Source organism: Citrobacter enshiensis, from assembly GCF_029338175.1.
Taxonomy (GTDB): Bacteria; Pseudomonadota; Gammaproteobacteria; order Enterobacterales; family Enterobacteriaceae; genus Citrobacter_D; species Citrobacter_D enshiensis.
In genome coordinates, this window is record NZ_CP119862.1 from 4,266,789 (window position 1) to 4,284,026 (window position 17,238).

A 17,238-nucleotide genomic window follows, 5' to 3' on the forward strand; every position below is an offset into this window, starting at 1 on the left:
ACTGCGTATATCCGTCACTAATTATTTCGAGTTTCGCTATGAGTGTTATATCTCCGGTCGCGGCGACCCTGCGTCTTATCACCGCTGACGATAATCCCGCGGTGGCCAGCGTCATCCGCCAGGTCTCCGCCGAATACGGCCTGACCGCCGACAAAGGCTATACCGTTGCCGATCCGAATCTGGATGAGCTGTACCAGCTCTACAGCCAGCCAGGCCACGCTTATTGGGTGGTGGAGCAAAATGGTCGCGTGGTGGGCGGCGGCGGCATTGCGCCACTCTCCTGTAGCGAGCCGGATATTTGTGAATTGCAGAAGATGTATTTTCTGTCGACGGTGCGTGGCCAGGGTCTGGCGAAGAAACTGGCGCTGATGGCGCTCGATCACGCCCGCGAGCATGGCTTCAAACGCTGCTATCTGGAAACCACCGCGTTTCTGCGTGAAGCGATTGGCCTGTATGAACATTTAGGCTTTGAGCACATCAGCGAACCGCTGGGCTGCACCGGGCATGTGGATTGCGAAGTGCGGATGCTGAAAGGTCTGTAAGTGTGCCCGACGCAGTACGCGTATCGGGCAGACAATCACACCGGCACACCGCTGTGAAAACGAAACTCGTTGTCCGGCGAGGTAATTAACGCCGCCTCCACTTCGCCAAAGAAGCGCACGCGCGGCGTGATATCCACTTTCGACACCTGCTGCGCCAGTGCCAGGTAATCCTGGTAGTGACGCGCTTCTGAACGCAGCAGCGAGAGATAAAACTTCTGCAACGGCTCATCAAGATACGGCGCCAGCGCGGCAAAACGCTCGCAGGAACGCGCTTCGATATAGGCCCCGCAAATCAGCTTATCAATCAGCGTCAACGGCTCGTGAGTTCGCACCTCTTTCAGCATCCCTTTGGCATAGCGGCTGGCAGTGATCTTCACGTACGGGATCTGGCGTGCGGTCATGGCTTCGCGCACCTGCCAGAAGTGATGCAACTCCTCTTTGATCAGCAGCCCCATGCTGTCGATCAACGCCTGCCCCCACGGATCGTCCGTCTGCGGCATCGCGCTTTTGCCGATCTGCTTATGCAGGGCGACGAAATCAGGCTCCGGCCCTTCACGGAAGGCAAACGCTTCGTAGGGCTGTAGCCAGGCAAGCAACGCATCAGCCCCCTGTTTATCCGCAACATATTTACGCACCAGCAGCATCGCCGTTTGCGCGGCTTTCAATTCACACACCAGGTGGTCGGTTAACAGTAGCGGGAGATTCGTCGGATCGCGGGCTTTATCGAGCCACGCCTTTGGCGTTGGGCATTGCAGAAAAGAAAGAACCGGGGAGAGTATTTGCGGGTAATCCATTGGCAACCTGTCATTAAGGTACGGCAGCAGGCGCTGCCGTACCGTATAGCATCTGGAACTTAGTGGCGCACACCGTCGTCGTCTTCGTCGACGAAATCTTCATCGTCGCCGTCTTCGCCGTTAGGGTCTTCAAAGTAAGTTCCCCAGCCGTCGTATTCCACTTCAAACTTCTCCGCCAGATTCATCAGCTGCTCTACCTGAGCGTCGATGAGCTCCGCGTTCAGCGCGCATTCGCTGAGGATGTCGCAGCAGATGACTGTGTCACCCTCTTCCACTTCCAGCTCTTCCGGCTCGGTCACTTCATAGCCGAGTTTGAACGCTTCTACCGCGGCTTTCTCCAGCGTTTCGAAGTCATCTGCGGAAAGGTGATGCTCAATGGTGTACAGCGCGTCGGGATCGCTGCCATCGTCGAGTAATTCTTCAATAATCAAGCGCGTCTCTTCACGCTGCTCTTCCAGTAGTTCCGGGTTTGCCATGGCTGATTCCTCATAATGTCCTGCCGATACTCTTATTGTCACATACCGCTGACATTGCCTCCACCTTTCCAGCAAAGATTTGTTAAACAGGGTTGCAAATGAATAATCATCCATATAAATTGAATTTTAATTCAATAAATGGTCTTGACCATGTGAGGGAACCATGTCTGCGTTTTATCAGAAGCATTTCTTGAAGTTGCTTGATTTCACCTCCGCTGAACTTACCACTCTACTGCAACTCGCCGCGCAGCTGAAAGCCGATAAGAAAAACGGTAAAGAAGCGCCAAAACTGACCGGTAAAAATATCGCGCTCATCTTCGAAAAAGACTCGACCCGTACCCGATGCTCTTTCGAAGTTGCCGCATACGATCAAGGCGCCCGCGTCACGTACCTCGGACCCAGCGGCAGCCAGATTGGCCATAAAGAATCTATCAAAGATACCGCGCGCGTGCTGGGCCGCATATACGACGGCATACAGTATCGCGGCTACGGCCAGGAAATTGTCGAAACGCTGGCGGCGTATGCCGGCGTGCCGGTATGGAACGGCCTGACCAATGAATTTCACCCGACGCAATTGCTGGCAGACCTGCTGACCATGCAGGAGCATCTGCCAGGTAAAGCGTTCAATGAAATGACGTTGGTGTATGCAGGCGATGCGCGTAACAACATGGGTAATTCGATGCTGGAAGCGGCGGCATTAACGGGGCTGAATTTACGCCTGGTTGCACCAACCTCCTGCTGGCCGGACACGTCCCTTGTGGCGGAATGCAAGGCGATGGCGCAGAAAAACGGCGGTAATATCACACTGACCGAAGAGATTGCGACAGGCGTGAAGGGCGCTGACTTTATCTATACCGATGTGTGGGTGTCGATGGGGGAAGCCAAAGAGAAATGGGCGGAACGCATCGTGCTGCTGCGTGATTATCAGGTGAATAGCGCGATGATGGCGCTGACCGGCAATCCACAGGTGAAATTCCTCCACTGCCTGCCCGCCTTCCATGACGATCAGACCACGCTCGGTAAGAAAATGGCAGAAGAGTATGGCTTGCATGGCGGTATGGAAGTCACCGATGAGGTGTTTGAGTCTCCGGCAAGCATTGTCTTTGATCAGGCAGAAAACCGTATGCACACCATCAAAGCGGTGATGGTGGCGACATTGAGCCAGTAAGTTGAGTACCGGATGGCGCTGTACTTATCTGGCCTACGGGCAGTGCGCTCTGTAGGCTGGATAAGGCGTTTACGTCGCCATCCGGTATTACAGTATCCCTTCTGAAAACGGGGCGATGTCGTATTAAGACATCGCCGGATAACTCGTTATTCGTTTTCGTACTTAATGTACAAGGCCGAAAGTATACTTAATAAAGAGTGACAAGATAGTAAAGTCTGGGTCGGCGAAGGTCACCCCATTAACGCCCAGATGGCTAAATAACGGAAGAACCATTGCAGGCAGGAAACATAAAAGCAAGCCGTTGAAGAAACTTGCAATAACCGCGCCTCTGAATCCCCCCGTAGCATTACCAAAAATTGCCGCAGTACCACCACAGGTAAAACTCGCCAGAATACCCGGAATGATAATGGGGAGTCCTATTAGCGGGAAAAGTGCGATACAACACAATTCAGCAAAGAAACTGACAAGGAAACCAATCAATACTGCATTCGGGGATTTTTCAAACAACACCATTGGATCAACCGCAGGAATAGCCCCCGGAGCCACAACTTGCGAAAAGCCTTTGAATGCCGGAACAATTTCTTCCGCAAATAATACCACACCCTTTTTCGCGATAAATAAGCCGCCCGCAAATGTCGCCGAACGTTCCAACAACCAGATTAAATAAGGTTGTTGTTTCAGGATACCATCCATATATTCATTACTGGCGAACAATGATGAGATTCCGAGCAGGAAGAACATGGTCAAAAATGTCGCTACATCAGGGTTTTTCAGAAAGCTGAATTTATCACTCACCGTAACATGCTCGACATCAACGGAGGTGTTGCCGAACCATTTACCAAGATAGGATGCCGCGAGATAAGACGTCGATGCCGCATGCGCGATGCAATAGTCGTTATGCCCAATCACCTTCCTGCTGAAACGGGATAGAAGAGTGGGGAAAACAGCCATGTAAGTACCGATAACGAGTGAACCAAATACAATGCAAAATAACTCGCTGTAACCCAACCCCGTCAGCGCAGCGGTGACGGAAAAAGCCATAAACACCACTAAGTGTAATGAAAGGTAGATTGATTTAAAGCGTGTATATCTTGCCAGAAAAATATTAACAATCATGGCGAAGAACAAAATAATCGCTGCAGGTCGACCTAATTTATCGATCGTAAGGGCCATAATGGCCTCATTACTTGGAACAACACCGCGTAAACCAAATGCATGGGTAAACAAATCACTAAACATGGTCAGCACGCCACCCAAAATGCCGCCACCCGTTTTAATAAGGACGAATCCCACAAAAGCCAAAACCGTCCCTCTGATAATTGCACTCACCTTGCTTCTTTGTAGGCAAAGTCCAAGAAATGCAATAAAGGCGATAATAATAGCAGGAGTGCCAAACAACCTTAGTAAGTATTCCACCGTAATCCCTTCTCTCTGTTAATAACCGTCGAGGCAAACCCTTTACGCAGACGTGATGACGAAACGGAGAAAATACTAACAAACAGGTGGATGTTTTTTGTGACGCACAATACAGAAACGCCATTTCATAAAAATAAAAATAAAGTGTCAAATTGATTTAAGATCAAAATATATAGATATAATAAATACAATAAGGTCATATCATTCAATGCAGGCACATATCCGTAGGCCAGATAAGGCATTTACGTCGCCATCCGGCATTGCTTCCCCCGAAAGCAGTTCGGTCACGTAAAAATAACGGCGGGCTGTCGCCCAGCGATATGGAGCGGCAAGACCTCCGGGATGTGTCCAAAATAACTCGACCACTATAACCCTATCCCTCTCACCTTTGGTGAGTGGGATAGGGTGAGTGGGAAAGCCTATTCAGACGCCTCTACTACACCAGCATCTTCACAACAGCCTTACGCACTGTCGCCGGTGTACCCACCGCGCACAGTGGCTTATGCACTTCACCCGGATAAAACACCACGAAATCACCTTCGTTCAGCACAACGGTTTTTTCCTCAATGCCTTCGGGTAAAAACGCGATGTCTTTGTCCGCCAGCCAGTCCGTCTCCGGCGCACCCGCAGGTTGCGTACTGAACGTCATCCCTTCCTGTCCCTTTAACACGATCTGAATATCGAGGTAGCGGGCGTGGAATTCGGCACGGCGCTTCTCAAACGGTTCCGTCATGTCTTCTGAGATCAGATAGAACAGGCGGTTACCATCGATATCATGCTTACCCTTTTCGGTCACATCCGTCACGTTTGCTTTGATATATTCAATAGCCTGGCGCAGCTCTTCCGGCAGCCAGGATTGCAGATTGTGGATATTGCCTGTGATCATCCTATACCCCTTAATTAAAACGTCGTTTCATTTTAAAGGTTATACGAAAAAAACGGCGGCCATACCATCGCTATTTCATCATGTTTTGCGACAGCGCATGTTTTTCGTGACGTTTGGCAGTCGCTCTAACAGCGAATAAAAATGCAGTAAAAACGCCACTCCACTCACCTCAATCGTTTTCCTTATGGAATTTGTGCATTAATCACTTGATCCCATAACGGAGCTGAGTATAATCGCGGACAATTTGCCGGGAGGAAGTATGGTCCAGTGTGTTCGACATTCTGTCTTACCGCGTCTGAAAACAGACGCCGGACTGCCATTTTTCTTTCCGTTGATCACCAATTCCCAGCCCCTCAATTGAGGGGCTTTTTTTTTGCCCAGGCGTCAGGAGATAAACATGGCTAACCCGCTATATCAAAAACACATCATTTCCATAAACGACCTTAGTCGCGATGACCTCAATCTGGTCCTGGCGACCGCGGCGAAATTAAAAACCAACCCGCAGCCGGAGCTGCTGAAGCACAAAGTGATCGCCAGCTGTTTCTTTGAGGCTTCAACCCGTACCCGCTTATCATTCGAAACCTCAATGCACCGTCTGGGTGCCAGCGTGGTCGGATTCTCCGACAGCAGCAACACCTCTCTGGGTAAAAAGGGCGAGACGCTGGCGGACACCATTTCCGTCATCAGCACCTATGTTGACGCTATCGTCATGCGCCACCCACAGGAAGGCGCGGCGCGTTTGGCCACCGAGTTTTCCGGCACCGTACCGGTCTTGAATGCGGGTGACGGCTCTAACCAGCATCCGACCCAAACGCTGCTGGATTTGTTCACCATTCAGGAGACACAAGGCCGTCTGGATAATCTGAACATCGCGATGGTCGGCGACCTGAAATATGGCCGTACCGTGCACTCTCTGACGCAGGCGCTGGCAAAGTTCGAAGGCAATCGCTTCTACTTCATCGCCCCGGATGCGCTGGCCATGCCGCAGTACATCCTTGATATGCTCGATGAGAAAGGCATTGCCTGGAGTCTGCATGGCAACTTCGAAGAGGTGATGGCTGAGGTGGACATTCTGTATATGACCCGCGTACAGAAAGAGCGCCTGGATCCCTCAGAATACGCCAACGTCAAAGCGCAGTTCGTCCTGCGCGCCAGCGACCTGAACGGCGCGCGTGAAAACATGAAGGTTCTGCACCCGCTGCCGCGTATTGATGAGATCACCACCGACGTCGACAAAACGCCGCACGCCTGGTACTTCCAGCAGGCTGGAAACGGTATTTTCGCTCGCCAGGCGTTACTGGCACTGGTTCTGAATCGCGATCTGGCACTGTAAGGGGAAAAGAGATGACACACGACAACAAACTTCAGGTTGAAGCAATCAAACGCGGCACCGTGATTGACCACATTCCCGCCCAGGTCGGTTTTAAGCTACTGACTCTGTTCAAGCTGACCGAAACTGACCAGCGAATCACCATCGGCCTTAATCTGCCGTCGGGCGAAATGGGCCGCAAAGACCTTATCAAAATCGAAAACACGTTTCTGACCGATGAGCAGGTAAACCAACTCTCTCTGTACGCACCGCAAGCTACCGTGAATCGCATTGATGATTACGACGTTGTGGGTAAATCCCGGCCCAGCCTGCCGGAGCGTATCGAAAGCGTACTGGTCTGCCCGAACAGTAACTGCATCAGCCATGCAGAACCGGTTTCTTCCAGTTTTTCAGTGAAAAAACGCGTAGACGATATTGCACTCAAATGCAAATACTGTGAAAAAGAGTTTTCTCATTATGTGGTGCTCGCCAACTAATTGGGGTTGGTTATGGATTCCCGGCTCCCTATAATGACCGGGAACATGAGGCTGCATCCCTCAAGTGGATTGATGCAGCCTCAATTACCGCTGTAATTCAGGAGATATCATGAGCAAAACTATCGCGACGGAAAATGCACCAGCAGCAATCGGCCCCTATGTTCAGGGCGTAGACCTGGGCAGCATGATCATCACTTCCGGTCAGATCCCGGTTGATCCAAAAACCGGCAGCGTACCGGAAGACGTGTCCGCTCAGGCGCGTCAGTCGCTGGATAACGTAAAAGCTATCGTCGAAGCGGCAGGCCTGAAAGTAGGCGACATCGTTAAAACCACCGTGTTCGTCAAAGATCTGAACGACTTTGCCACTGTGAACGCCACTTACGAAGCGTTCTTCAACGAGCACAATGCCACCTTCCCGGCGCGTTCCTGCGTCGAAGTGGCACGCCTGCCGAAAGACGTGAAGATTGAAATCGAAGCGATCGCCGTTCGTCGCTAAGCGATAAAAATCCGGGCGCTAATGCCCGGATTACGATTGCCGGATGGCGCTAACAATCCGGCAAAACAGATCACTGCCAACCGTAACGCCGACTATAAAACCCCTTCACCCACTGCGTCAGCGTCATATACCCCACCAGAATCGCCACCAGCCATGGGAAATAGCTCAGCGGCAACGCCTGCAATTGCAGATAACTTGCCAGCGGTGAGAACGGCAACGCAATCCCCACGACCATCACCAGCAATGTCATCAGCATTAATGGCCACGCGGCTCGGCTCTGAATAAACGGCACGCGGCGGGTACGGATCATATGCACAATCAATGTTTGCGACAGCAGCCCTACCACAAACCAGCCTGACTGGAACAGGGTTTGCGCTTCCGGCACATTGGCGTGGAATACCCACCACATCAAGCAAAACGTCAGAATGTCAAAGATCGAACTGATCGGCCCAAAGAACAGCATAAAGCGCCCAAGATCGGCGGGATTCCAGCGCTGCGGCTTTTGGATCTGCTCCTCATCAACGTTATCAAACGGGATCGCCACCTGGGATACATCGTACAGCAGGTTTTGAATTAGTAAGTGTAGCGGCAACATCGGCAGGAACGGCAGGAAGGCGCTCGCCACCAGCACGCTGAAGACATTACCGAAGTTAGAGCTGGCGGTCATCTTGATGTACTTCAGCATATTAGAGAAGGTACGCCGCCCCTCTATTACCCCTTCTTCCAGTACCATCAGGCTTTTTTCCAGCAGAATGATATCAGCGGCTTCACGGGCAATGTCCACCGCGCCGTCAACGGAAATACCAATGTCGGCAGCACGCAATGCGGGCGCGTCATTGATACCGTCGCCCATAAACCCGACCACATGCCCTTCGCGTTTCAGTAACGTGACGATGCGCTCTTTGTGCATCGGCGTCAGGCGCGCAAACAGCGTGGTGCGCAGCGCCAAATTCGCCAGTTCATCATCGCTGAGTCGTTCGATGTCGCTACCAACAACCACCTCTCCCACATCCAGCCCGACGTCATGGCAGACTTTTGCCGCCACCAGCTCACTGTCTCCGGTGAGGATTTTTACGCCTATCCCGCTGGCTTTCAGCGCGTTCAGCGCCGGTGCAGTGCTCTCTTTCGGGGGATCGAGAAACGCGATATAACCCTCAAGGATCAGATCAGACTCATCAATACGCTGATAATCCCCTTCACGCGCGGGCAGGTATTTTGTCGCCACCGCCACCACACGCAGTCCCTGTCGGTTCAGGGTGTCAGTCACACGCTTAACCCGCCGCAACATATTGTCATCCAGCGGCACAATGTCGCCGTTGTGCCGCACCTGGGTGCAGACACTGAGGATCTCCTGCAACGCCCCTTTGCACACCAGTTGATGTACACTGGCCTCTTCTGCCACCACCACCGACATCCGGCGGCGTTCAAAATCAAACGGGATTTCGTCAATTTTCTGCCAGCGACCGGAAAGCTGGCGCGCAGCCGCTTCATCCACCCCTTCCAGCACGGCGGTATCGAGTAAATTCTTAAGCCCGGTCTGGTAATGACTGTTCAGCCAGGCGGAATGCAACACGCGTTCGCTGGGTTTTCCCGAGATATCGGTGTGATTCTCCAGCGCAATTTTATCCTGCGTCAGCGTGCCGGTTTTATCGGTACAGAGAATGTCCATCGCACCAAAGTTCTGGATGGCGTCGAGATGTTTGACAATCACCTTCTGTTTTGAAAGCTTCACCGCCCCACGCGCCAGCGTGGAGGTGACAATCATCGGTAGCATCTCCGGCGTTAAGCCAACGGCCACCGACAGCGCAAAGAGCGCCGCCTCCCACCAGTCGCCTTTGGTGTAACCGTTAATGATCAGCACCACTGGCGCCATCACCAACATGAAGCGAATTAGCAGCATACTGACGCGGCTAATGCCTTTTTGAAAAGCGTTCTGCTCGCTTTCCTGTTCGGTGACGCTTCCCGCCAGTTGACCAAACCAGGTATTGGCGCCCGTCGCCATGACCATCGCCTGCGCCGTGCCGCTCACCACATTGGTGCCCATAAAACACAGCGTGTCGCACTCAAGCGGATTGCTTTGCTGCGGGTCACGCGTCGTCGCCACTTTCTCGACAGGCAGCGACTCGCCTGTCAGAGAGGCCTGTGCGACAAACAGATCACGCGCCAGGAAGACGCGCAGGTCGGCCGGGATCATATCGCCCGCCGCCAGTTTGATGATATCGCCAGGCACCAGTTGGTCGATGGGCAGTTCAACCCAGCCGTTCTCTCCGGTGTCGTTTATCACGCGCAGCACCGTCGCCGTATTACTGACCATCGCCTTCAGGGCATCCGCCGCTTTCGTCGAACGCGCTTCCTGCACAAAATTCAACAACGTAGAAATGACGACCATCAGGGCAATTACGCCAGCAGCGAACAGATCTTCGGTGGCATAGGAGATCCCGCCCAGAATGGTGAGCAAAATATTGAACGGGTTGCGATAGCACACCCATAAATGCCGCCACCACGGCGCGGGCTGCTGAGCCGGGAGTTGGTTCTCGCCATATTTTTCACGAGCGCGCTCAACCTCGGCATGATTCAGCCCTTCCGGGTGCGCGTCGAATGTCTGCCAGAGCGCCTCTTCTTCCATCACGGCGACCTTCAGACAGCGCTCGCTTAATGAAGGGGGAACTGGCGTACTGGCCACGGTCTGCGCGTTGGGCAACGGATCGCGATGCACCAGACGATAAGGTAAATGGCGGCTCAGCCGGACAAAAAGTAAACGGGTGATATTTTTAAACATGGGCAGTCCCTCCGCGCCCAATAAAGCAGGCGCAGAAAATCCGTCAGGCGTGGCAATGCCTTACCTGAGGGTAATGTAATGTGCTAACAGGGACGTCAGAGCGTCACTGTCTTACGTCGCCGGTAAGACAGTGAAAAGCAGGCTTACCGGAAAAGACTTTTTCTCCCTTGCGAGAGAGGGGTGGGATCAGGATCCATACAGCCTCCGGTAAGTGAATGATGCGCAATGCGCAGAAAACCATAAGGTTTGTGTCAATTATGGCGGTATGATAACTGAAGGTGACTAAACCAGACGTAAACCAGACTTTGCCCATTGCCTTTCACTTGAGTAAAGTGATTCCTTTTCAAAGACCAGACGTACCACGGGAAAACAGGATGCAAAACCGGCTGACCATTAAAGACATCGCCCGCTTAAGCGGCGTCGGGAAATCGACCGTTTCCCGTGTGCTCAATAACGAAAGCGGCGTCAGCGAACGGACCCGCGAACGTGTCGAAGCAGTGATGAATCAGCACGGATTTTCGCCTTCTCGTTCTGCGCGCGCCATGCGTGGACAGAGCGACAAAGTGGTCGCCATTATCGTCACGCGTCTGGACTCGTTGTCAGAAAACCTCGCGGTACAAACCATGCTCCCCGCCTTTTATGAACAAGGCTATGACCCCATTATGATGGAAAGCCAGTTTTCACCGGCGTTGGTAGAAGAACATCTGGGCATGCTCAGACGGCGGAACATTGATGGCGTCGTGCTCTTTGGTTTTACTGGTATTAATGAAGAAACACTCAATCCCTGGCAGCCTTCGCTGGTCCTGTTGGCCCGTGATGCCAAAGGGTTTGCCTCCGTCTGTTATGACGATGACGGTGCCATCAAAACCCTGATGCAGCGCCTGTACGATCAGGGCCACCGGCATATCAGTTTTCTGGGGGTTCCTCATAGCGACATCACCACCGGTAAACGTCGCCATGACGCCTACCTGGCCTTCTGTAAAAAACATCAACTTCATCCCGTAGCGGCGCTACCGGGTCTTGCCATGAAGCAAGGCTACGATCACGCGGTGGATGTCATTACCCCGGACACCACCGCGCTGGTGTGCGCGACGGATACGCTGGCGTTGGGTGCCAGTAAATATTTGCAGGAACAACGCATTGAGGCGCTGCAACTGGCCAGCGTCGGCAATACGCCGCTGATGAAATTTCTCCACCCGGAGATCGTCACCGTCGATCCAGGCTATGCCGAAGCGGGACGCCAGGCGGCCTTGCAACTGATCGAGCAGATCAACGGACGCAGCGATCCCCGCCAGATCGTGATCCCTTCCGCTCTCTCCTGAAGACAACACGAGCACTTTTTGCACGGTAATTTGTGATCTTCGCTGCGTTTCGGGAACGTTCCCATTTTAGAAAATGTAACGAAGATATACTCTTGCGGCAGGTTACGACACAACACCACTTCATCTGCCACGGGGCTAAATGATGAGCAAAGTTAAACAAGCTGATATCGACCAGCTGATAGCGCTGGTGGGCGGGCGCGATAACATCGCCACGGTGAGCCACTGCATTACTCGCCTGCGCTTCGTTCTCAACCAGCCAGCAAACGCTAAACCGAAAGAAATTGAACAATTACCGATGGTTAAAGGCTGTTTCACCAATGCGGGTCAGTTCCAGGTGGTGATTGGCACCGACGTCGGCGACTACTACAAAGCCCTGCTGGCGACCACCGGACAGGCCAGCGCCGACAAAGAGCAGGCGAAAAAAGCCGCTCGCCAGAACATGAAATGGCACGAGCAGTTGATCTCCCACTTCGCCGAGATCTTCTTCCCGCTGTTGCCTGCATTAATCAGCGGTGGTTTGATCCTCGGTTTCCGTAACGTGATTGGCGATCTGCCGATGAGCAACGGTCAGACGCTGGCGCAGATGCATCCGTCGCTGAAAACACTTTACGACTTCCTGTGGCTTATCGGCGAAGCGATCTTCTTCTATCTGCCGGTGGGGATCTGCTGGTCTGCGGTGAAGAAAATGGGCGGAACGCCAATCCTCGGGATCGTCCTCGGCGTGACGCTGGTTTCTCCCCAACTGATGAATGCCTATCTGCTGGGACAACAGGTTCCGGAGGTGTGGGACTTTGGCATGTTCAGCATTGCGAAAGTGGGCTATCAGGCGCAGGTGATCCCGGCGTTACTGGCAGGTCTGGCGCTCGGATTAATTGAAACACGCCTGAAACGCATCGTGCCGGACTACCTCTATCTGGTGGTGGTGCCTGTGTGTTCACTGATTCTGGCGGTCTTCCTCGCGCACGCGTTGATCGGTCCGTTTGGCCGCATGATTGGCGACGGCGTTGCGTTCGCGGTGCGTCACCTGATGACCGGCAGTTTTGCACCGATTGGTGCGGCGCTATTCGGCTTCCTTTATGCCCCGCTGGTGATAACGGGCGTCCATCAGACCACGCTGGCTATCGATATGCAGATGATTCAGAGCATGGGCGGTACGCCCGTCTGGCCGCTGATTGCGCTGTCGAATATCGCTCAGGCGTCCGCCGTTGTCGGCATCATTATTTCCAGCCGCAAACACAACGAACGTGAGATCTCCGTTCCTGCTGCGATCTCCGCCTATCTTGGGGTGACTGAACCGGCAATGTACGGCATCAACCTGAAATACCGTTTCCCGATGCTGTGCGCGATGATTGGTTCCGGTCTCGCCGGATTGCTGTGTGGCCTGAACGGCGTCATGGCGAACGGTATCGGCGTCGGCGGCCTGCCGGGAATTCTCTCGATTCAACCGAGCTACTGGCAGGTGTTTGGCATGGCGATGGTGGTCGCGATCGTCATTCCGATGGTGCTGACCTCTGTCGTCTATCAGCGCAAGTACCGTCAGGGCACGTTGCAGGTCGTCTAATTTTTTGTGGGGCGCCGTTGCGCCCCATTGCATTTGTTCCAGGAAAAAATAATGAACACCCTTCCCCACTGGTGGCAAAACGGCGTTATTTACCAGATCTATCCCAGGAGTTTTCAGGACACCACCGGCAGCGGCACGGGCGATTTACGCGGCGTCACGCAGCGCCTCGACTATCTGCAAAAATTGGGCGTAGACGCTATCTGGCTGACGCCGTTCTACGTATCTCCGCAGATTGATAACGGCTACGACGTGGCCGACTATATGGCGATTGATCCCGCCTACGGTACGCTGGATGACTTCGATGAGCTGGTCGCGCAGGCAAAAACACGCGGCATCCGTATTATTCTGGATATGGTGTTTAACCATACGTCGACGCAGCACGCCTGGTTTCGCGAAGCGCTCAATAAAGAGAGTCCGTATCGCCAGTTCTATATCTGGCGCGACGGAACGCCGGATGAGCGGCCCAACAACTGGCGCTCAAAGTTTGGCGGTTACGCCTGGGACTGGCACGCCGACAGTGAGCAATATTATCTGCACCTCTTTGCACCAGAGCAGGCCGACCTGAACTGGGAGAATCCTGCGGTCCGCGCCGAATTGAAAAAAGTCTGCGAATTCTGGGCCGATCGCGGCGTCGATGGCCTGCGTCTGGACGTGGTGAACCTGATTTCAAAAAATCAGGATTTCCCGCACGATCCCAACGGCGATGGCCGCCGTTTTTATACCGACGGCCCGCGTGTGCATGAATTCTTACACGAGATGAATCGCGATGTGTTTACCCCGCGTGGATTAATGACCGTTGGCGAAATGTCTTCCACCACCCTGGAACACTGCCAACGCTATGCCGCGCTGGAGGGCAGCGAACTGTCGATGACCTTTAATTTTCACCATTTGAAAGTCGATTACCCCGGCGGCGAAAAATGGACGCTGGCGAAACCCGATTATGTGGCATTAAAAGCGCTGTTCCGCCACTGGCAGCAGGGGATGCACAACATCGCCTGGAATGCGCTGTTCTGGTGTAATCACGACCAGCCGCGCATCGTCTCGCGATTTGGCGATGAAAACGAATACCGGGTTCCGGCAGCGAAAATGCTGGCCATGGTGCTGCACGGCATGCAAGGCACGCCCTACATTTACCAGGGCGAAGAGATCGGGATGACCAATCCGCATTTCACCCGCATCACCGACTACCGTGACGTAGAAAGCCACAACATGTTTGCCGAGCGACTCGCCCAGCATCAGGATGCTGATGAACTGCTGGCCATTCTCGCCAGCAAATCGCGCGACAACAGCCGCACGCCAATGCAGTGGGATAACAGTAAAAATGCCGGTTTCACGCACGGCACGCCGTGGATAAACCTGTGCGACAACTATGCGGAGATTAACGTCACGTCAGCGCTGGCGGATAAAGACTCCGTCTTTTATACCTACCAACAGCTGATTACACTGCGCAAAAAAGAGCCGATTCTGACCTGGGGCGACTACCAGGATCTGTTACCGAACAGCCCACATTTGTGGTGTTATCGTCGTGAATGGCAGGGGCAGCAGCTATTGGTTATCGCCAATCTGAGCCATGAATGTCAGGACTGGCAACCTGCGCAATGCTGCGGAAACTGGCAGGTTTTACTGCATAACTACGATGAGGTCGCCCGCCTTCCCGGCCCCATGACGCTGCGACCTTTTGAAGCGGTCTGGTGGTTGCTGAAATAAAAAGCGGGATGCAGATACGATGATGCTGGTCAGTTCAGAAATCAGGGAGAACCTGTCACTCTGGTGAAGGGTGACGTTCACCTTATGTCCACTGCTTCTCTGCAATCACCCTACCTGTGAACGTGCAAGGGAGGCTCGCCGCCGCCTCCCTTGCAACCCTGGCTCCCGGCGGGAAAATCGTCGCTTCGCGATATATTCGCCTTATTCCGTCTGCCTTTCGGGTCGGGGTCGAGCCTGCATCCTTGCAGGCCGTCCCCTCCGCCCGCGTCCCTGCGGGCGGCCCCGGTCAGCCGTCAACGTCTCATCGATTTTCAGCCGGACCGTGGTGTCGCTTCCGAATTCTGACTTTCAGTGATTTCCGTTTGGCTGTTTAAACAACAACGCAGGTGGTCAGGTGTGGGGAGAGTCCGGCCGAAAATTGCCGACGTGTTTCCGTAAGGCCGGGGGAACCCGCAGGGATGCGGGTTCAGGGCGCGTTTTACAGGGATGTTACCTCGCGCCCGACCCGGTAGCCTAGAGGAATAAACGGAGGGGACCGCGAAGCGGCAATTTTCCTGCCGGGAGCCGGGATTGTTAAGGGTGCGGCGATAGCACCCTTAACCCGTTCACGGGGCATGAAATACCAGAGAAGCGAAGAACATGAAGTGAACGGAACCCTTCGCAAAATCAGCATGTTGTCAGTTCTGGGTAAATGCCACATGGCTTTTCGGTTTGCCAGCGCTTAACTGACCAGCATTAATGCAGATAAGATAATTTTATCTGCATCTCTCAGAGAAAAGTAAACGCACGCTACCGGTGTCTATTCCGCGATGAGGTTTGCCACCCGCGTTATTGAGTTTGCCCGAGCAGCTTACGAATATGATGTTGTAAGACCGCCAGCATGCTGGCACCAGACAGACCAATCATCATCGCCCCATTCACTGCCTCGAGTACGCCAAACAACTTCCACTTTGCACTCATCACGATATCGCCATAACCGAGCGTGGCAAAGTTAACGCCTGAATGGTAAACAGCCTCTTTGAGCGTTGAAAACTCCCCCAGCCACAGGAATAAAATCCCCCATAGCAGGATTTGCAGCAGATTGCCCATCAGCACGATGGTAATGATGCCAAACAACGCCAGCACCCCGGCTATCATCCCTTCTCGATGGTGAAAACGTTTGATGTAAAAACGAATACAGCCAATAGAAACCCACGACTGTAACAACATATTCAGCAGGATGACGGGCATCCCAGTGACTAAAACCAGCAACATATTAATCTCCCGGAGTGGCTTCTGGCGCAGGCCGACCACTCGGGCGCCAGCGTTCAAAAATCACAACACATGCCCAACCATAGAGGGCAACGGCAACATACAAAGAGCAACGCATCGCAGACGCCAACCAGACATCTTTGCCGGCAGCACTATCCTGAATGGCGGGACCAAACAAGATGAGGCAGGTGACCCAGGCGTTGCTCCAAAAGGAGGGGGTGAACCGGTTTGCGACCAGTCGCACCATGCGTCGTGCCACCCAAAGACTGACCAGCGCAAGCCACAGCACCAGCATCAAAAGCGAGGGCCAAAGACTTAAGCCAAACCACAACACCACGGCTAACAGCGCGCCCATCAGGGTCGACAACACCAGCTCACGCCCCACCTGTTTTGCCGCCAGCGTGTTGGTTTGTTGTGCAAGCATCACTGTTTTCATCACCGCCGGAATATAGAAAGCGGGATTACTCAACGCCAACAGCCAGACTGGCAGCACAATAAGCACCGCGCGCAGGGCCAGGTGATGGGGTGACTGCGGCGCAACATAGGCTTTTCCCGCCGAGGCGGGTGTTGCCTGCGGTGGAAAGACGACCAGAGCAATCCGGTTAACCACCGTGCCAATGATGATGCCAAGTCCCATCATCTGGGCGATGCCGACGGCAAGGGATTGCTCAATCAGCCCGGCGATCGGAATGATGGTGACCGCCGTGGTAAGCAACATCGCCTGAGTGCCCTTCCCTGCAAGCCACATCTGCATCAGCAGGTAAAGCAACAGCGCGGTCAGCAGGAGTGCGGGCAACGGATAGTGCGTTAACAAAGGCACTATCAATACCCCACCCATCATGGTTGCCATCAGCCCAAGGCCCGCCACTATCCCTTTCTTGAGGGGTAACGGCTTGCCCTGACAGAGTACAATCCAGGCCATGATGCACCCCAGATGAGGCATAGGCAGTGCGAGGCTATAACAGGCCAGCGCGGCAATCGCGGTTCCGCAGCTGATCCTCAGTACCGCACGATCTCCGTTATGCATAGCGCAG

General features: G+C 53.6%; 17 protein-coding genes and 1 pseudogene. 10 read left to right on the forward strand and 8 right to left on the reverse strand.

Annotation, left to right across the window (positions count from 1 at the left end; translation table 11 throughout):
* Window positions 1-38: 38 nt before the first annotated feature.
* Complete coding sequence (locus P2W74_RS20285) at window positions 39-542, forward strand: GNAT family N-acetyltransferase (RefSeq protein WP_276292988.1); 504 nt, start codon at window positions 39-41, stop codon at window positions 540-542.
* Window positions 543-577: 35 nt separating this feature from the next.
* On the opposite strand, the gene miaE is transcribed toward P2W74_RS20285, so the two are convergent.
* Both miaE and rraB read right to left on the reverse strand, forming a co-directional pair.
* A complete protein-coding gene (gene miaE / locus P2W74_RS20290) occupies window positions 578-1,336 on the reverse strand; it encodes a tRNA isopentenyl-2-thiomethyl-A-37 hydroxylase MiaE (RefSeq protein ID WP_276292989.1) in 759 nt (252 codons plus the stop codon).
* A gap of 59 nt (window positions 1,337-1,395) precedes the next feature.
* A complete protein-coding gene (rraB, locus tag P2W74_RS20295; protein WP_276292990.1) occupies window positions 1,396-1,812 on the reverse strand; it encodes a ribonuclease E inhibitor RraB in 417 nt (138 codons plus the stop codon).
* Window positions 1,813-1,910: 98 nt separating this feature from the next.
* Between rraB and argL the strand changes: the two genes are divergently transcribed.
* Together argL and argF are read left to right on the forward strand one after the other, a co-directional pair.
* Complete coding sequence (gene argL / locus P2W74_RS23685; RefSeq protein WP_412767202.1) at window positions 1,911-2,006, forward strand: putative translational regulatory protein ArgL; 96 nt, start codon at window positions 1,911-1,913, stop codon at window positions 2,004-2,006.
* Entirely contained in the window at window positions 1,976-2,980 is a 1,005-nt protein-coding gene (gene argF, locus P2W74_RS20300; RefSeq protein WP_276292991.1) for an ornithine carbamoyltransferase, read from the forward strand. The genes argL and argF overlap by 31 nt, the downstream gene beginning before the upstream one ends.
* Before the next feature lie 162 nt (window positions 2,981-3,142).
* On the opposite strand, the gene P2W74_RS20305 is transcribed toward argF, so the two are convergent.
* From P2W74_RS20305 to P2W74_RS20315, 3 genes and pseudogenes are all read right to left on the reverse strand, one after another.
* Complete coding sequence (locus P2W74_RS20305) at window positions 3,143-4,396, reverse strand: PTS ascorbate transporter subunit IIC (RefSeq protein WP_276292992.1); 1,254 nt, start codon at window positions 4,394-4,396, stop codon at window positions 3,143-3,145.
* A gap of 436 nt (window positions 4,397-4,832) precedes the next feature.
* On the reverse strand, window positions 4,833-5,282 hold the full coding sequence (locus tag P2W74_RS20310) for a YhcH/YjgK/YiaL family protein (RefSeq protein ID WP_276292994.1): 450 nt from the start codon (window positions 5,280-5,282) through the stop codon (window positions 4,833-4,835).
* A gap of 205 nt (window positions 5,283-5,487) precedes the next feature.
* A pseudogene (locus tag P2W74_RS20315) lies at window positions 5,488-5,562 on the reverse strand (hypothetical protein); the annotation flags it as partial.
* On the opposite strand from P2W74_RS20315, the gene pyrL reads away from it, so the two are divergent.
* The 4 genes from pyrL to ridA all read left to right on the forward strand — a co-directional run bounded on the left by pyrL (window position 5,542) and on the right by ridA (window position 7,584).
* Entirely contained in the window at window positions 5,542-5,643 is a 102-nt protein-coding gene (pyrL, locus tag P2W74_RS20320) for a pyr operon leader peptide (RefSeq protein ID WP_276292995.1), read from the forward strand. The pseudogene P2W74_RS20315 and the gene pyrL overlap by 21 nt on opposite strands.
* A gap of 36 nt (window positions 5,644-5,679) precedes the next feature.
* Window positions 5,680-6,615, forward strand: coding sequence for an aspartate carbamoyltransferase (gene pyrB / locus P2W74_RS20325; protein WP_192610889.1), 936 nt, complete (start codon window positions 5,680-5,682; stop codon window positions 6,613-6,615).
* A gap of 11 nt (window positions 6,616-6,626) precedes the next feature.
* Window positions 6,627-7,088: an aspartate carbamoyltransferase regulatory subunit gene (gene pyrI, locus P2W74_RS20330; RefSeq protein ID WP_192610888.1), complete on the forward strand. Its 462-nt coding sequence runs from the start codon at window positions 6,627-6,629 to the stop codon at window positions 7,086-7,088.
* Window positions 7,089-7,197: 109 nt separating this feature from the next.
* Window positions 7,198-7,584 carry a 2-iminobutanoate/2-iminopropanoate deaminase gene (gene ridA / locus P2W74_RS20335; protein ID WP_276292996.1) on the forward strand — a complete coding sequence of 129 codons (387 nt, stop codon included), beginning with the start codon at window positions 7,198-7,200 and terminating at the stop codon, window positions 7,582-7,584.
* A gap of 70 nt (window positions 7,585-7,654) precedes the next feature.
* Here ridA and mgtA read toward each other — a convergent pair whose 3' ends face one another.
* Window positions 7,655-10,363, reverse strand: a complete 2,709-nt coding sequence (gene mgtA / locus P2W74_RS20340; protein WP_276292997.1) for a magnesium-translocating P-type ATPase — start codon at window positions 10,361-10,363, stop codon at window positions 7,655-7,657.
* A gap of 374 nt (window positions 10,364-10,737) precedes the next feature.
* Between mgtA and treR the strand changes: the two genes are divergently transcribed.
* The 3 genes from treR (at window position 10,738) to treC (ending at window position 14,953) form a co-directional block, all read left to right on the forward strand.
* Window positions 10,738-11,685: a trehalose operon repressor TreR gene (gene treR, locus P2W74_RS20345; RefSeq protein ID WP_276292998.1), complete on the forward strand. Its 948-nt coding sequence runs from the start codon at window positions 10,738-10,740 to the stop codon at window positions 11,683-11,685.
* A gap of 142 nt (window positions 11,686-11,827) precedes the next feature.
* A complete protein-coding gene (gene treB, locus P2W74_RS20350; protein ID WP_276295238.1) occupies window positions 11,828-13,246 on the forward strand; it encodes a PTS trehalose transporter subunit IIBC in 1,419 nt (472 codons plus the stop codon).
* 51 nt (window positions 13,247-13,297) lie between these two features.
* On the forward strand, window positions 13,298-14,953 hold the full coding sequence (gene treC, locus P2W74_RS20355) for an alpha,alpha-phosphotrehalase (RefSeq protein ID WP_276292999.1): 1,656 nt from the start codon (window positions 13,298-13,300) through the stop codon (window positions 14,951-14,953).
* An 828-nt stretch (window positions 14,954-15,781) separates the two neighbouring features.
* Here treC and P2W74_RS20360 read toward each other — a convergent pair.
* Together P2W74_RS20360 and P2W74_RS20365 are read right to left on the reverse strand one after the other, a co-directional pair.
* Window positions 15,782-16,207, reverse strand: coding sequence for an ion channel (locus P2W74_RS20360; RefSeq protein WP_276293000.1), 426 nt, complete (start codon window positions 16,205-16,207; stop codon window positions 15,782-15,784).
* 1 nt (window position 16,208) lies between these two features.
* On the reverse strand, window positions 16,209-17,231 hold the full coding sequence (locus P2W74_RS20365) for a DUF2955 domain-containing protein (RefSeq protein WP_276293001.1): 1,023 nt from the start codon (window positions 17,229-17,231) through the stop codon (window positions 16,209-16,211).
* Window positions 17,232-17,238 lie beyond the last annotated feature (7 nt).

What these genes read in the sequence shown, in the direction of transcription:
- pyrI (WP_192610888.1), top strand. Translation starts at nt 6,627, where the DNA reads ATGACACACGACAACAAACTTCAGGTTGAAGCAATCAAACGCGGCACC.
- mgtA (WP_276292997.1), bottom strand. Translation starts at nt 10,363, where the DNA reads ATGTTTAAAAATATCACCCGTTTACTTTTTGTCCGGCTGAGCCGCCAT.
- pyrB (WP_192610889.1), top strand. Translation starts at nt 5,680, where the DNA reads ATGGCTAACCCGCTATATCAAAAACACATCATTTCCATAAACGACCTT.
- pyrL (WP_276292995.1), top strand. Translation starts at nt 5,542, where the DNA reads ATGGTCCAGTGTGTTCGACATTCTGTCTTACCGCGTCTGAAAACAGAC.
- treB (WP_276295238.1), top strand. Translation starts at nt 11,828, where the DNA reads ATGAGCAAAGTTAAACAAGCTGATATCGACCAGCTGATAGCGCTGGTG.
- P2W74_RS20365 (WP_276293001.1), bottom strand. Translation starts at nt 17,231, where the DNA reads ATGCATAACGGAGATCGTGCGGTACTGAGGATCAGCTGCGGAACCGCG.
- argF (WP_276292991.1), top strand. Translation starts at nt 1,976, where the DNA reads ATGTCTGCGTTTTATCAGAAGCATTTCTTGAAGTTGCTTGATTTCACC.
- P2W74_RS20360 (WP_276293000.1), bottom strand. Translation starts at nt 16,207, where the DNA reads ATGTTGCTGGTTTTAGTCACTGGGATGCCCGTCATCCTGCTGAATATG.
- miaE (WP_276292989.1), bottom strand. Translation starts at nt 1,336, where the DNA reads ATGGATTACCCGCAAATACTCTCCCCGGTTCTTTCTTTTCTGCAATGC.
- rraB (WP_276292990.1), bottom strand. Translation starts at nt 1,812, where the DNA reads ATGGCAAACCCGGAACTACTGGAAGAGCAGCGTGAAGAGACGCGCTTG.
- P2W74_RS20310 (WP_276292994.1), bottom strand. Translation starts at nt 5,282, where the DNA reads ATGATCACAGGCAATATCCACAATCTGCAATCCTGGCTGCCGGAAGAG.
- treC (WP_276292999.1), top strand. Translation starts at nt 13,298, where the DNA reads ATGAACACCCTTCCCCACTGGTGGCAAAACGGCGTTATTTACCAGATC.
- P2W74_RS20285 (WP_276292988.1), top strand. Translation starts at nt 39, where the DNA reads ATGAGTGTTATATCTCCGGTCGCGGCGACCCTGCGTCTTATCACCGCT.
- treR (WP_276292998.1), top strand. Translation starts at nt 10,738, where the DNA reads ATGCAAAACCGGCTGACCATTAAAGACATCGCCCGCTTAAGCGGCGTC.
- ridA (WP_276292996.1), top strand. Translation starts at nt 7,198, where the DNA reads ATGAGCAAAACTATCGCGACGGAAAATGCACCAGCAGCAATCGGCCCC.
- argL (WP_412767202.1), top strand. Translation starts at nt 1,911, where the DNA reads ATGAATAATCATCCATATAAATTGAATTTTAATTCAATAAATGGTCTT.